Origin of the sequence: Marinobacterium sediminicola (assembly GCF_022343685.1) — a bacterium.
GTDB lineage: Bacteria > Pseudomonadota > Gammaproteobacteria > Pseudomonadales > Balneatricaceae > Marinobacterium > Marinobacterium sediminicola.
This window is the reverse complement of record NZ_CP092123.1, coordinates 2,118,232-2,133,752: the sequence shown is the minus strand read 5'-3', so window position 1 is coordinate 2,133,752 and position 15,521 is coordinate 2,118,232. Positions and strand designations below refer to the sequence as shown.

Sequence of the window (15,521 nt, the reverse complement as noted above, 5' to 3'; positions counted from 1 at the left end):
GGTACATCCTTTCGGCGGGGCACCGAAGTGCCCCGGATAAATGGGCTTAGCTCAGGTGATTCTTGGCGATCAGATGGTGGAAGTGGGCAACGCCGTGCTCACTGATGCCACTGCGCTGACGGTCGGCCATGATGCGGCCCTGACCACGGTAGCCGCGCGATTTCAAACCGCGCTGTACGCTTTCAACCAGACGCAGGTCCTCAGGGCGGAAGACATCGCGGTACCATTCAATCAGGTTCTTCTGGTATTCCGTCAGCTCTTCATTGAGGAAGTAGATGTCGTAGTGCTGCAGAGTCTCGTTGGCACTGACCGGGAATTCATAAATGACGGTCATGAAATCGCCGCCCGGCGGCATGTTGAACATGGTGCACGGCCATACCCAGAAACCAAAGAACTTGGGATCGGTGACCGACTCGTCGACCTGGAAGGAAGATTCGGAAGAGCGCGCTTCTCCGATCTGGACGGTCCAGTTACCGTTGAGCTGGTGCTCGTACACATCCACGTTAACCGAGCTGGCAAAGCTGACGTGGTTGGTCGGGCAGTGGTAACACTCGATGTAGTTGTCGACGATGGTCTTCCAGTTTGCCGGCGTGTGGCTGACGAAGCGTGCGGCCAGTTTGAGGTCTTTGATGACGCTGCACGCCTCGTTCATTTTGTCTGCCAGGCCCGGCAGCTGCTCTTCGATCGGCTGGGGTTCGCCTTCGCACAGGTTGATGAAGATGAAACCTGCATGCTCGACGACGTGGAAAGAGGTCAGACCCAGGGCGTCGGATTCAAAGTTGTTGACGTTTTCGCAGTTGGTGGCGAGAGCCAGTTTGCCATCGAGCTTGAAGGCCCATGCATGATAAGGGCAGGTGATTACATTTTTGGCCTTGCCTGCGGACTCGCTCATCAGCTGGTGTCCACGGTGCGGGCAGACATTATAGAAGCCGCGCAGAACACTATCGCGACCACGAACGATTACCAGGCTTTCACCGATGATTTCACGGGTGATATACGCGTTCTTCTCTGCAACTTCACTGCCGTGAGCAACACATACCCATGAGTTGGCAAAGAACTTTTCTTTTTCAGTCTCGAAGATCTCTTCGGACGTGTAGTACTGAGCAGGGATGGTCCACGCGTTATCGATGTCGGTGAAGTCATCCAGAGAGAGAGGGTGCTTTGTGTTCATCGCAGGCTCCATTCTTGTTTTGTAAACTAACAGTTAACATATAGCCGGATGCTATCCCCGCGATCAGCGATAGTCAACTACCGGTGACCAAAAAAAACATTAATAAAAGTCAATTCATGATAAGAAATGATCAATGAAACTCAGCTTTCATCGGCCTTGGATCAATAAATACAATTTTTTAGGCTTGATTTATTTGTTGTGTCACTATTGACAGGGGTGTTTGGGAGTCATTAGATTGTAAACCGCTAGTTTATTTGTCTCGGTTCTAATGCTGTCCTTTTCCTTCTGCACCCCGTGTAAGAAGCAGGAATAAGTGGCTTGCTCGCAAGAGCGGGTTCGGGTTGAGAAAAATACGCTTGCCACACTGATGTTGGCTGTTTGGGTGCGGGTCCCGCCCGGTCGGTAACAGCTGACTCAGAACTGAAAAAGAGGGTTGTGCAGCACTGGCTGCCCCTGCCAGATGCTGCCGATCTAATAATAATTAAATGATAGGTATCTCGAATGAGTACGAATCACAACAATAATAAGATGGCGATTGACCCCGCTATCCTCTGGCCTGCCGTCATGATGATTCTTGCTACCAGCATCCCGCTGGCCATCTACCCTGAAGCGGGTAAGGCTATTGTGGGAGATCTGCTGGGCTGGTTCACCGGTCAGTTTGGCTGGTTGTACCTGCTGTCCGGTATCGGTAGTTTTTTCTTCATGTGCTGGTTGGCTTATGGTCCGGTTGGCAAAATCAAACTGGGCGCACCGGAAGACAAGCCTGAATTCAACAAGGCTTCCTGGATCGCGATGCTGTTCTGTGCTGGTATCGGTATTTCCATTTGTAACTGGGCCTTTGTCGAGCCTCTTTACTTCCTTTCTTCTCCTCCTCTGGGTGTTGCGCCCAATACACATGCCGCGGCCGAATGGGCAGCCATGTACCCGATGTTTCACTGGGGGGTGGTGCCCTGGGCGCTGTATCTGATGCCGGCGCTGCCGATCGGCTACGCCCTGTATGTCCGCAAGGTTCATGTGTTGCGCCTGAGTGAGGCATGTCGTGGTGTGCTCGGTGACCTTGTGGATGGTCCTCTGGGTAAAATCATCGATATTGTGGTGATCTTCTCAATCGTCGGTGGTGTGGGCACCTCTCTGGGTCTGTCGGTCCCACTGGTATCGGAACTCTTTCAGGAGATGTTCGGTCTGGAAGATTCGTTCGGTTTGCAGATGTTCATCCTGGCGGCCTGGATTGCCATGATTGCCTGGAGTGTATACAACGGCCTTAACAAGGGCATCCAGACGCTTTCCAATATCAATGCTGTACTGGCGTTTCTTCTTCTCGCCTTTGTACTGGTGGCGGGTTCGACGGTCTTCCTGCTCAACCTGTGGTCCAACAGCTTTGGCCTGTTCATGGATAACTTCTTCCGTATCAATTTCTGGACTGATCCGATCGACAAGGGTGGCTTCCCGGAAGGCTGGACCATGTTCTACTGGGCCTGGTGGATTGCCTATGCGCCGATGATGGGGCTGTTCGTGGCACGTGTTTCCCGTGGTCGTACCATTAAGGAGCTGATCGTAAACGGTGTTGTCTGGGGCAGTATCGGCTGCTGGGCCTTCTTCGCCATCTGGGGCGGTTATGCCATCGATCTGAGCGTGAATAACGGTGTGGATCTCCAGGGCATCCTGAGCAGCCAGGGGATTCCTGCTACCGTTGTGGCGGTGCTTCAGCAGTTGCCGGGAACCGAGCTGCTGATTCCGGTATTCACACTGCTGTGTTTCGTCTTTCTGGCGACCACAGTGGACTCATCAGCCTACATGCTGGCTGCAATCTGCACCAAAGAGATCACCGGCTATCAGGAGCCTGCACGCTGGAACCGTATCCTGTGGACTCTGTTGCTGGCAATGGTGGGTATCGGGCTGCTGTCAGTCGGTGGACTCAAGGCTGTTCAAACCTCTACGATTCTGGTCGCACTGCCGATGATCCCTGTCCTGTTCATCATGGGCGCGTCACTGCTGCGCTGGGCGTATGAGGACTTCGGCGCAGACTTGGCTCCGCATGCGATTGCCCGCTGCCAGGTGAAGGGTGAGAACGTCAAGGTATGCACCTATGAGGGTGCTGTAAATAAGGCATCCAGCTAAGTACATTCAGGCAGCCCGGGGCTGCCTGGTTACTCTCCCGCGTTGATCTGGCGGCGAGAGTGTTGAACCCGATATCCGGTCTGCCGGTATCGGGTTTTTTATTGCCGCAGTTCTGAAAGGGACTGCGGCCTTGCAGCAGGTGAGGTTTGGGGGCGGGTGTGTTTTGTATCATTCGTCGAATGAGGCCTGCTGCAGGCTTCAACGGGCAGTGGCGGTGGTCGGGATGAGCTTCGTCAGGGCGGTTAAAGTAGGCGCGTTGTGTGCCCTCAGGGAGCTCGCGACGTGACAGGTATCGTTGGTGACAACAACAAAAAGCCCCCGGAGGAGGTTGCCGTCCGGGGGCTATTGGGCTTTGCGTTTAAGCTGAAGTCGTTACAGCAGGTTGTACAGGAAGACCACAGCGATACCTGCAGGAGTCAGGAAGCGCAATACGAACATGAAAGCTCGGTAAACCGCTCCCTGCAGACCAATCTCCTGATCCAGACCTTCGCGCTTCATGGCCCACCCGGCAAAGAGCGCGATAGCCAGGCCGCCCAGCGGCATCATCAGGTTGGAAACCAGGAAGTCCAGCAGATCGAATACGGTCTTGCCTTCAAAGAAGGGGATGAAAGCCAGCGGGTGGAATTCGGCCCAGTCGTTGAACGACAGCACGGTGCCGATACCGACCAGCCAGATTGCCAGGCCGCCGAAAAATGCGCTCTTGGCACGGCTGACGCCCTTGTGTTCTTCCAGCCATTCGACAACGGGTTCCAGCATGGAAATTGCGGAGGTCAGTGCCGCAACCAGCAGCAGTGCAAAGAACAGGGTGCCGAAAACCACGCCGCCGCCCATCTGGCCGAATGCCAGTGGCAGAGTAACAAAGATCAGCCCCGGGCCTGCGCCGGGCTCCAGGCCGTTGGCAAATACCAGCGGGAAGATCGCCAGACCCGCCAGCAGCGCCACGCCGGTATCCATGAACGCGATGGTCATGGCCGTGCGAGCAACGTTCACCTTCTGCGGCAGGTAGGAACCGTAGGCCATCATGACGCCGATACCGATGCTGAGGGTAAAGGCTGCATGACCCAGAGCAGTGAGGACGCCTTCAGTGGTCAGCTTGCTGAAGTCCGGGGAGAACATGAAACTGACCGCTTCGCCGAACTTGCCGGTTGTGGTGGCATACCCCACCATGATGAACAGCAGCAGGAACAGCAGGGGCATCAGGGTATTGATCGCTTTTTCCATGCCGGAGCGAATGCCGCGGCCGACAATCAGTACAACAATTGCCATGAACACGCTGTGCCAGAGCAGCAGGTCGCCCGGGCTGGCGAGCATACCGCCAAAGGCACCGCCGATGGTGTCGGCGTCAGCACCCGTGAACATGCCGGAAGCCGCCTTGCCCACGTAGGACAGGGACCATCCGCCAATAACAGAGTAGAAGGAAAGTACCAGGAAGGAGGCGATAATGCCGTTCCAGCCAATCAGGCGCCAGCCTTTGGAGGTGCCTTCAGAGGTGGTCAGTTCGCGCATGCTGGCGACCGGACTTTGGCCGCCGCGGCGACCGATCATGACCTCGGCGATGAGTACAGGAATACCAACGATGGCAATACAGGCCAGATAGACCAGAACGAATGCACCGCCGCCGTTTTCGCCGGTGATATAGGGGAACTTCCAGATGTTGCCCAGACCTACAGCGGAGCCAACGGCTGCCAGGATGAAGGCCATGCGTGAAGACCAGAGGTTTCCAGCCTGCTGGTGAGCTTTGGGTGTTGCTTGACTCATTATTAAGAGTTCTCCGGTATCGTTATTGTTATCGGTCAGTGCCGGTACTGAAAAGCCTCCACCGTCGGGGAACGGCAGAGGCTTGTTTCTGGCTACTCAGTACGTCCGAGCACATCCTGCAAGGCGTTGGCAACCTGTGGCAGGGTGGCAGCGGACAAACCGGCAATATTGATCCGACTGGAGTCCAGCATGTAGATGCCGAACTCGTCGCGCAGGATCTGTACCTGTTGCGGGGAGATTCCCAGGAAGGAGAACATCCCACGCTGCCGCTCGATAAAGCTGAAATCACCGGCAGGGGCCAGTGACTGGCTCAGGGCTGCACGAAGCTCGAGGATGCGAGAACACATCGCGCCGAGTTCGTGCTGCCATTGCTGCATCAGCTCGGGGGTGTCGAGGATCATCTCGACAACCGCTGCGCCATGCGAGGGAGGCATGGAATAGTGCGACCGGATTGCACTCAGCAGCTGGCTGGTGGCGGCCTGTCCCTGCTGGGCATTGGCTGCAATCAGCATCAGGGCACCGGTTCGTTCACGGTAGAGACCGAAGTTCTTGGAGCAGGAGGAAGCCACGATGACTTCCGGCAGGCGTTCTGCCATCAGACGAACGCCATGCGCATCCTGTTCCAGTCCTTCGCCCAGGCCCTGGTAAGCGATATCGATAAACGGCAGCAGTCCCTTGCGCTCAACCAGGTCCGTGATAGCGGACCATTGGTCGGCGTCCAGATCTGCGCCGGACGGATTATGACAGCAGCCGTGCAGGAGTACCACATCGCCAGCTTCGGCCTGTTCCAGGCAGGAGATCATGGCATCGAAGTCGACGCTGAGTGTTGCCTTGTCCAGATAGGGATACTCGCGAATGGTCAAACCGGCGCCGCCCAGCAACGGGATATGGTTGGCCCAGGTCGGGGTGCTGACCCAGACGGTTGTATCCGGCTTGCACAGCTTGAGGAACTCGGCAGCCATGCGCAGTGCGCCACATCCGCCCGGTGTCTGTACCACATTGACGCGGCCATCCTTCAGCACCGGGTGCTCGGCACCCAGCAGCAGCTGCGCCATCAGGCGGTTGAAGCCCTCTGCGCCGGCCGGGCCGATATAGGCCTTGGTGGTTTCGGTTTCCAGCAGGCGCTGCTGGGCAGCCTGCACCGCTGCCATGATCGGGGTCTGGCCGGCTTCGTCACGGTAAACGCCGACACCCAGATCCACTTTGTCGGTGCGTGGGTCTTCACGAAAGAGCTTCATCAGTCCCAGAATCGGGTCCTGGGGCAGGGTTTTCAGTTGTTCAAACATGTGCTTTCTCCTCTGCCTGGGCAACCTTGATCAGCGTGGCCTGTCCGGTCTCGAAGGCTTTCATCAGGAGTTTGCGTTTTTCCGCCACACCCTCAGCCGCCTGCTCACGAACCGGACCGTAGCCGCGGATTTCGGACGGCAGCTCGGCCAGTTCGACCGCAAACTCGTAGTTGCCGGTATTCAGGTCTTTGGCAATGCGGTTCAGCAACTCGCGGTAGTCTGCCAGCAATGTGCGATCCAGCTTGCGATCGGCAGAAAAACGGAAGGGGTCGAACGCAGTGTTACGGAGCCCCTTCAAAGGTGCCAGAACTTTCAATGCCTTCAGCATCCATGGGCCGAACTGACGCTTCACGGGGCGGCCTTTTGCATCCTTCTTGCCACCCAGAATCGGCGGTGCCAGGTTGAAGTTGATGCGGTAGTCGCCTTCGAAGGTCTGTTCAACCTCTTTCAGGAAGTCGGTCTGGGTGAACAGACGTGCAACTTCATATTCATCCTTATAGGACATCAGGCGGAACAGCTGTTGGGCAACGGCGCGAGTCAGTGCCATATCCTGCTTGCCCAGAGAGAGTTCAGCAGTACGGGTCTGTTCAACCAGTTGCTTGTACTGCGCAGCCCAGTCTGCATCCTGATAGTCGGTCAGGTGCTTCATGCGGCGCTCGATCAGCTGCTCCAGTGTCTCTTTTTCCGGGCTCACCGGCTTTTCGCGAGCCTCTTCACTCAGCAGAGACATGACGTAGTCACGGTCAGTGGCAGCAAGACGTCCCCAGCCAAAAGCCTGCTTGTTGCGATCGATGGCCACGCCGTTCAGCTCAATGGCGCGCATCAGTGCCTCAAGTGTCACCGGTACCAGGCCTTTCTGCCAGGCAAAACCAAGCATCATGACGTTGGAGAATACGGTGTCGCCCAGCAGCTTTTCGGCGATCAGGTTGGCATTCAGCTGGTCAAAAGCGTCCTGACCCACGGCATCCTGCAGCAGCTTCAGGCGCTTCTCGGCCTGCATGTCGGCATCGCGGTACAGTACGTAGTCGGCAGTGGCGAGTTCGGCTTCGTTCGCAACGATGCGGGTGTGGTTCGGGCGCAGAACGTTCAGCGCTTTCTGCGATGTGGCCACGACCATGTCGCAGGCGACCATGGCGTCGGCCTGACCGTTCTCGATACGCACCTGATGCAGGCTGTCCGGGGACGGGGCCAGACGCACGTAGCTCAGTACCGTGCCGCCTTTCTGGGCAAAGCCCATGAAATCGAGTACCGAAGCACCCTTGGACTCCAGGTGCGCGGCCATGGTGATCAGCTGGCCCACAGTGACCACACCGGTGCCGCCGACGCCGCCGACCAGCAGGTCATAGCTGCCGGACAGTGCCGGAATGGACGGTGCGCTGATTCGGCTCAGGCGCTGTTCCAGCTCGCTGCCCAGATCAAGGCCCTTGGACTTGCGCAGCTGGCCGCCCTCGATGGTCACGAAGCTCGGACAGAAACCGGTGACGCAGGAGAAGTCCTTGTTGCAGGAGGACTGGTCGATCTTGCGCTTGCGGCCCAGCTCGGTCTCACGCGGAATCACGGACAGGCAGTTGGACTGAGTGGAGCAGTCGCCACAGCCTTCACAGACGTGATGGTTGATGAAGGCGCGTTTGGCCGGGTCCGGGAACTGGCCGCGCTTGCGACGACGGCGCTTTTCGGCGGCACAGGTCTGATCATAGATCAGCACGGTACAGCCCGGGATTTCGCGCAACTCGCGCTGAACGGCATCCAGCTCGGAGCGATCATGGAAGGTCACGCCCTGCGGGAACAGGTGTTCGTTGCCTTTGTACTTCTCCGGCTCGTCACTGAGTACCACGACGCGCTTGGCGCCTTCGGCCGAGACCTGCTTGGCGATGGCATCTACGGTAATCTGGCCGTCAACCGGCTGGCCGCCGGTCATGGCTACGGCATCGTTGAACAGGATCTTGTAGGTGATGTTGATCCCGGCAGCGATCGCCTGGCGGATTGCCATGGAACCGGAGTGGAAATAGGTGCCTTCTCCCAGGTTCTGGAAGATGTGCGGATTACCGGTGTAACGGCTCTTGCCGATCCAGTTCACGCCTTCGCCACCCATCTGAATCAGGGACTCGGTGTCGCGTCCCATCCATGACGCCATGAAGTGACAGCCGATACCGGCCAGCGCCTTGCTGCCTTCCGGGACCTTGGTCGACGAGTTGTGCGGGCAGCCGGAGCAGAAGTACGGCATGCGACGCACGCCACCCGGGTCGGTAATGCCCAGTGAGCAGTTGATCTGCTCCAGGCCATCGGTGAATTTCACCCCGAAGAAGCGATCCAGTCGGGCAGCCAGGTAACCTGCCAGCAGTTTCGGGCTCAGCTCGCCAACGTAGGGAATCAGCGGCTCGCCGTTCTGATCCTGCTTGCCGGTGATCAGGACTTCGCCCGGACGGTCAGGTTCGGACATGTATTCCTTGATCTGGCTTTCGATGATGCCGCGCTTCTCTTCGATCACCAGCACTTCTTCCTTGCCGTGAACGAAATCAAGAATGCCCTTGCGCTCAAGCGGCCAGACCATACCGACTTTATAAATGTCGATACCCAGCTCCTTGGCGCGGGCTTCATCGATACCCAGCAGCTGCAGCGCTTCCATCAGGTCCAAATAACCCTTGCCGGTGGTTACGATACCGAAGCGCGCATCCGGGTGATTGAAAATGCGGCGATCGATAGGGTTGGCACGGGCAAAGGCCTGGACCGCGGCGAGCTTGTGCTCGATACGGGTTTCCAGCTGAGGACCAGGCAGATCCGGCCAACGGTAGTGCAGACCGTCAGCCGGCGGGGTGAAATCGGTAGGAGTTACAAATGTCGGCAGCGGCTTGAGTTCGACAGATGCCGCGCTTTCCACGGTTTCCGAGATTGCCTTGAAGCCGACCCAGCAGCCGGAGAAACGTGACAGGGCGTAGCCCCAGAGACCAAATTCCAGATACTCGGAGATGTTGGCCGGATTAATGGTTGGCATGAACCAGGCCATGAACGCCACATCGGATTGGTGAGGCATGGACGAAGACACGCAGCCATGGTCGTCACCGGCGACAACCAGTACACCACCATGGGGTGAGCTGCCGTAAGTCGTGCCATGCTTAAGGGCGTCACCGGCGCGGTCTACGCCCGGTCCCTTGCCGTACCAAAGGCCGAATACGCCATCGACCTGTTTGGCTTCATCGGTCTCGACCTGCTGGCTGCCCAGTATAATAGTGGCACCCAGGTCTTCGTTGATGGCCGGGACGAAATCGATCTTGTGCTCATCAAGCAGTTTCTTGGACTGCCAGAGTGCCTGGTCGTAGGCGCCCAGCGGCGATCCACGATAGCCACTGATCAGGCCGGCAGTGTTGAGGCCGTTCTGCTTGTCGAGGCGAGCCTGCATCAGGGGGATGCGTACCAGTGCTTGAGTACCGGTCAGGAAGACGCGACCTGTGTCGCGCAGATAGCGGTCCTCGAGACGATAGTCATCGAGCGCGGGTGTATTGGCAGACATACCCGGATACCTCTCTGTGTTGGATCTTGTTGTTATCGGGGCCGGCGCCGGATGGCAAAGCGACAACACCCGTATTCATGGAATGGAATTGTAGGGAGAAGGCCGATAAAGGTGCTTGCTATTTAGGGGGGGGAGGACGTTATTTTTGCAAGAAGCTTCCAAATTATAGTCAGATAGGAAAGAATGTTTTAAAAATCTGGAGTGTTACAAAATGAAACGGGTTGAGCTCGACGGTTATGACCGCAAGATTCTGCACCACCTGCAGCAGGATGGCCGCATCAGTAACCAGCAATTGGCCGAAAAGGTGGGGTTATCTCCGGCGGCCTGCTGGCGCCGTGTCAGGGCGCTGGAGGAGCAGGGCGTTATTGAGGGGTACAGTGCGCTGCTCAATGCTGAAGTGATGGGGCAAGCCATGAGTGTATTTGTACTCGTGTCCCTGCAGCGCCACAACCTCGACAGTACCGAAGAGTTCGAGCACCAGGTGATGACCTACCCCGAAGTGTTACAGTGTTTTGCCGTGACCGGGAATGCGGATTTTGTGCTCAGGGTCGTGGTACCCGATATGCGGTCCTATGACCGGTTCCTGAATGAAAAGATCTTTACCTTGCAGGGAATTGCTCAGGTGCATTCCAATTTCGCCCTGCGCGAGATCAAGAATACACAACATTTGCCGCTTTGAGATCGGTTATCGTTTGCGATACCTCTTTGCGTGGTGATATAAAACTGCAACTTGTATCTTCGTTCGGTGTGGCATGGATAGATCCGAACGAGAGCTGTTACATATCTGCAGAGACTTGAAGATGTCACTTATCATCAATGCAGACACCTTGCCACGCTACCAAACTCGAGTGATCCTCGGCATGGTCAGTGTGTTGATGCTGGCCGTGTCCGCCTTCTTTATTTTCAATGCCTACCGTTCCGGTCAGGCACACATTCAACAGCAGTGGCAAACACAGCTGGAACGAAGTCACCAAAGCCTGCGCGATCATGTCGATGCTACGCTGGACTACATCGAGTATGTGCGGCAGCAAACAGAGTCCGTACTTAAACGACAAGTCCGCGATGAAGTGCGTCAGGCCATGACGCTGGCCAGGTCCATCTATGCAGAAGAGCAAATTCGTAATCCTGATGATTCGGAGTCGACGGAGCGATTGATACGAGAGGCGCTGCGGGATCTGCGTTTCTTTGACGGTCGCGGTTATATCTTCATCGACACCCTGGAGGGTCAGTGTGTATTGCTGCCGACCTTGCCGAGCGTTGAAGGCCAGTCTCTCTATGATAACCAGGACGACACCGGCCATTACATCATGAGGGGGCTGATCGATGCGGCCCTGCAGCCAAGAGGGACAGGCTACTCGCGTTACCGCTGGTATGCCCCCGATTACCCGGACGAGATGCGGGAAAAAATCGCCTATGTTGAACTCTTTGAGCCGCTGAACTGGATCATTGGCAGCGGTGACTACCTGTATCAGGTTGAAAACGATCTGAAGCAACAGACGCTGTCACGACTGCAAACCCTCCGGCTCGACAATGAAGGCTACATCGCGGTGCTGAAGCGGGATGGTCAGGTTCTGCTGTCGCCCTCCAGGCCCGATACCGAGGGTCTGTCGCTGGACGAGCTGGATGAGGCCCATCAGCGAATGGTGAGTTGGCTGATTGCTCAGGCTTCTCCGGAGGGGCGGTTTGTCGAATACCAATGGTATGGCCCGAATAGCAATGAAACTGAAGACAAGCTGGCGCTGGTGCAACTGGTACCTGAATGGGACTGGGTACTGGTGGCGGGTGTTTATCAGAAGGAGTTGACCAGAAGTCTTGATGAGCAGAAGCGCCGTCTGGAGTCGGGTTTACATAAGGACTTGCAGGCACTGGTGATGTTGCTGGCATTGGCGCTGGTGGTTGCCATGGGCGTAACCCTTGTGATTACTCGCTGGCTACGTGTATTGATGAAGCGCTATCAGCGCCAGATAGATGATCAGCGTGAACAGCTGCAGGCCCGTTCCCGACAGTTGCAATTGGCTGGTCGGGTGTTCGAGTCGGCTGGCGAGGGCGCGATGATCAGCGATGCCAACAACCGCATCATGGCGGTGAACCCCGCGTTCTGTCGCATCACAGGCTACAGTGCAGATGAGGTCGTAGGGCAGACCCCTGCGTTGCTGGCATCCGGTCGTCACAGTCAGGCCTTCTTCAAGGAAATGTGGAAGAAACTGCATGAGGATCACCGTTGGCAGGGGGAAGTGTGGAATCGTCGCCGCAACGGTGAAATCTATCCCCAATGGCTGTCCATAACTCTGGTTGTCGATGAGGAGGGTCAGCCGAGCAATTATGTGGCGATGCTCAACGATATTACCGAGCGCAAAGCCGCCGAGGATCAGGTACGTTATCTGTCCGACTTCGATGCCCTGACCGATCTGCCCAACCGGCAATTACTGCGTGAGCGTACCCGGCAGGCGATCGACTGGGCGAGAAGCCGTGATCAAAAGGTTGCGCTGGTTATCTTCGATCTGGACCGCTTCAAGAACATCAATGACACCCTGGGCCATGGTGCCGGTGATTCCCTGCTGCAGATGGTTTCTCAGCGGTTATCGAATGAGCTGCGTGGTGGCGTGACGTTGAGTCGTATCGGAGGGGACGAGTTCGTGGCACTGCTGTCGAATACCACCGCTCTGAAGGACCTGAATGCGGTGGTAACCCACTGCCTGGCACAGGTCTCTCGTCCGCTGAATCTTGATGGTCACTCTCTGGTTGTAACCGCCAGTGCCGGGGTGGCGGTCTATCCCGATGATGGCGACAACTTTGAAACGCTCCTGAAAAATGCCGATACGGCACTCTATTACGCCAAGGGGCAGGGGCGAAACAATTTCCAGTGCTTTACTTCATCGATGAACGAGAAGGTATCTGAACGGTTGCTGTTGGAAACTGGACTCAGGGATGCGCTGTTACGGGATGAGTTTGAACTCTACTACCAGCCTCAATACGATTTTGCCCGCAATCGTCTGTCGGGCTGCGAAGCCTTGATTCGATGGAACAGCCCGAGCGGGATGGTGATGCCGGATCGATTCATCCCGCTGGCTGAAGAAACGGGGCTGATCATCTCGATCGGGGCCTGGGTTCTGGAAGAAGCCTGTCGTCAGGGGGAATTGTGGAACCGGGATTCAGTCGAGCCGCTGTCGGTTGCGGTTAATGTTTCCGCGGTGCAGTTCCGTCCCGAGCTGGTGGATGAAGTGCGTAATGTTCTGGATAGCACCGGTTTTGATCCTGAGTTGCTGGTACTCGAAGTCACCGAGAGTGTGCTGATGAGCGATGTCGACAGCTCCGTGCTGTTGCTGCAGCAGTTGCGTGATCTGGGTATTCGAATCGCACTGGATGATTTCGGTACCGGATATGCGAGTCTGGCATATCTGAAGCGATTCGTACTGGACAAGTTGAAGATCGACCGCGCCTTCATCATGGGCATTCCAGAAGACAGGGACGATGTCGCCATCACCTCATCGATCATCGATATCGCACGCCACCTGAATATCATGACCGTGGCTGAAGGGGTTGAGACGGAGGCGCACTGTGAGTTCCTGCGTGCCGCCGGCTGCAATCTGGCGCAGGGGTACTATTTCGATAAGCCATTGTCAGCCGACGAATTTACTCAACGGCTGAAATGAAAAGGGCTGGTTACAGCCAGCCCTTGTGCTTGAAAAACAGGTAAGGCGAGATCGCTGATACCACCATCAATCCCAGTGCCATCGGATACCCGAAGACCCAGTCAAGCTCCGGCATGGTATGGAAGTTCATTCCATAGACCGTGCCAACCAGCGTGGGGGGCAGAAACACCACGGCGGCGATTGAGAAGATCTTGATGATCTGGTTCTGGCGGATGTTGATGAAACCCTGGGCCGCGTTGAGCAAGAAGTTGATCTTCTCGAATACGAAGGTGGCGTGTGCCATCAGAGTATCCAGGTCGCGCAGGATCTCACGGCAGGTATCCACCCCGGCCGTATCTTGACGGATGTGGCGCAGCAGGAAGGACGTCGAACGCTGGGTATCCATCAGACAGAGTCTTATCTGGCCATTGCTGTCTTCCAGTTTGGCCAGCCGGTCCAGTTGCTCGCCCAGGTCGGCTTCCCGGTTTTCCAGTACCTCATTACTGACCTGCTCGAGGCTGCGATGCAGATCCTCCAGCTGGTCTGCCAGGTTGTCGACCTTCTGCTCAAACAGCGCAATCATGACCTGCAAGGGGGAGCTGGCTTCAATCCAGCCGCGTCGTGCCCTGAGGCGTGTCAGACGGAAGTCGGGCAGTTCCACATCACGGGTGCTGATCAGGCGATGCGGGTTCAGGGTGAACGCCACGGTCGCGGTACGGAATCGGCCTTCGCTCTGGTACAGGAAAAGTGAGTGCACGTGCAGGTCGTCGCCTTCAACGAAGTAGCGGGCACTGGACTCGATTTCCTCAACCTCGTTGGCATCGGGCAGGCTCTGCGGGAACAGACGTTCAATCGCCTGGCGCTCGTTCTGCTCTGCATCCTGCAGATCAATCCAGCTGGCGCTCTGGAGATCAACCTCAGAGGGCGGATCTGCCAGCTCCTGTTCACGCAGTTTGCCGCTTTCCAGTGCAAAGGTACGGATCAAAGGCGTTGCTCCTGTCGGACTTAGGCGTTTACGACACCGTATACCAGATAGCCGGTGTAGGCGACAAAGATGGCAAGCAGCAGTCCACCCTCGGCACGGTTGATACGGCTTTGTCCACGGAATCCGTAGCCGAGCACAAACAGTGACAGGGTCAGGCCTGCCATCACAACCCAGTCGCGGGTCAGCACTTCAGGGCTAACACTCATTGGATGAATGGCACCGGCAATACCTACGACCGCCAGGGTGTTGAACATGTTTGAGCCGATCACGTTGCCCAGCGCCAGGTCATGTTCGTTCTTGCGTACGGCAATGATCGAAGACGCCAGTTCCGGCAGAGAGGTACCGATCGCGACTACGGTCAGACCGATGATCAGATCACTGACACCCATGGCGCTGGCAATATCCACGGCACCCCATACCAGAATACGGGAGCTGGCAATCAGCAGTATCAGACCGATCAATAGCCAAATCAGGGCTTTTCCCAGCGGCATGATCACGTCACTGGCGAGTTCATGCTCGACGTCGCTTCCGAGTGTGTCGCCACGCTGACGCATGCCTTGAACGATTGACCAGCCCATCATCAGGAAGAAAACGCCCAGCAGAGTCCAGGCTTCTGTCGCGGTGATCTGACCGTCCATCAGCTGGTAGCCGGCCAGCAGGGTGATGACGGCCAGCAGTGGCAATTCCTTGCGCAGAATCTGTGAGTGCACGGCGATGGGGCTGAGCAGTGCGGTAATGCCCAGAATCAAGGCGATGTTGGTGATATTGGAACCATAGCCGTTACCCAGCGCCAGATTCGGGTTGCCCTGAAGGGACGCAAAAGCCGATACAACCATTTCCGGTGCGGAGGTGCCAAAGCCGATAATGACCATACCGATCAATAAGGGTGGCATACCGGCATGTCGAGCCGTTGCGGCAGCGCCATCAATGAACCGGTCAGCACTCCAGACCAGCAGAGCCAGTCCACCCACTACGGCTAAAATTGCCATCAACATTTGAATCAGAACTCCTCGTTGTTCACATCGTCAGTGCAGTTGCGCATCATACTCTGACACGGCCTCTG

General features: G+C 56.6%; 9 protein-coding genes. 3 read left to right on the top strand and 6 right to left on the bottom strand.

Features of this window, described 5'->3' with window-relative positions; translation table 11 throughout:
- Positions 1–46 precede the first annotated feature (46 nt).
- Positions 47–1,171, bottom strand: coding sequence for an aromatic ring-hydroxylating oxygenase subunit alpha (locus LN244_RS09910; RefSeq protein ID WP_239039629.1), 1,125 nt, complete (start codon positions 1,169–1,171; stop codon positions 47–49).
- Positions 1,172–1,672: 501 nt separating this feature from the next.
- Here LN244_RS09910 and LN244_RS09905 point away from each other — a divergent pair.
- Positions 1,673–3,289: a BCCT family transporter gene (locus tag LN244_RS09905; RefSeq protein ID WP_239039628.1), complete on the top strand. Its 1,617-nt coding sequence runs from the start codon at positions 1,673–1,675 to the stop codon at positions 3,287–3,289.
- Positions 3,290–3,661: 372 nt separating this feature from the next.
- Here LN244_RS09905 and LN244_RS09900 read toward each other — a convergent pair whose 3' ends face one another.
- From LN244_RS09900 to LN244_RS09890, 3 genes are all read right to left on the bottom strand, one after another.
- The gene (locus tag LN244_RS09900; protein ID WP_239039627.1) at positions 3,662–5,047 is read right to left on the bottom strand and encodes a sodium-dependent transporter; all 1,386 of its coding nucleotides are present in this window, start codon (positions 5,045–5,047) and stop codon (positions 3,662–3,664) included.
- 92 nt (positions 5,048–5,139) lie between these two features.
- Entirely contained in the window at positions 5,140–6,333 is a 1,194-nt protein-coding gene (locus LN244_RS09895; protein WP_239039626.1) for an amino acid aminotransferase, read from the bottom strand.
- Positions 6,326–9,841: an indolepyruvate ferredoxin oxidoreductase family protein gene (locus LN244_RS09890; RefSeq protein ID WP_239039625.1), complete on the bottom strand. Its 3,516-nt coding sequence runs from the start codon at positions 9,839–9,841 to the stop codon at positions 6,326–6,328. Before LN244_RS09890 ends, LN244_RS09895 begins: the two co-directional genes overlap by 8 nt.
- Before the next feature lie 211 nt (positions 9,842–10,052).
- On the opposite strand from LN244_RS09890, the gene LN244_RS09885 reads away from it, so the two are divergent.
- Positions 10,053–10,520: an Lrp/AsnC family transcriptional regulator gene (locus LN244_RS09885; protein WP_239039624.1), complete on the top strand. Its 468-nt coding sequence runs from the start codon at positions 10,053–10,055 to the stop codon at positions 10,518–10,520.
- A gap of 121 nt (positions 10,521–10,641) precedes the next feature.
- On the top strand, positions 10,642–13,494 hold the full coding sequence (locus tag LN244_RS09880; RefSeq protein WP_239039623.1) for a bifunctional diguanylate cyclase/phosphodiesterase: 2,853 nt from the start codon (positions 10,642–10,644) through the stop codon (positions 13,492–13,494).
- Positions 13,495–13,504: 10 nt separating this feature from the next.
- On the opposite strand, the gene corA is transcribed toward LN244_RS09880, so the two are convergent.
- Positions 13,505–14,458, bottom strand: coding sequence for a magnesium/cobalt transporter CorA (corA, locus tag LN244_RS09875; protein ID WP_239039622.1), 954 nt, complete (start codon positions 14,456–14,458; stop codon positions 13,505–13,507).
- 20 nt (positions 14,459–14,478) lie between these two features.
- A complete protein-coding gene (locus LN244_RS09870) occupies positions 14,479–15,453 on the bottom strand; it encodes a calcium/sodium antiporter (RefSeq protein ID WP_239039621.1) in 975 nt (324 codons plus the stop codon).
- Positions 15,454–15,521: the final 68 nt, after the last annotated feature.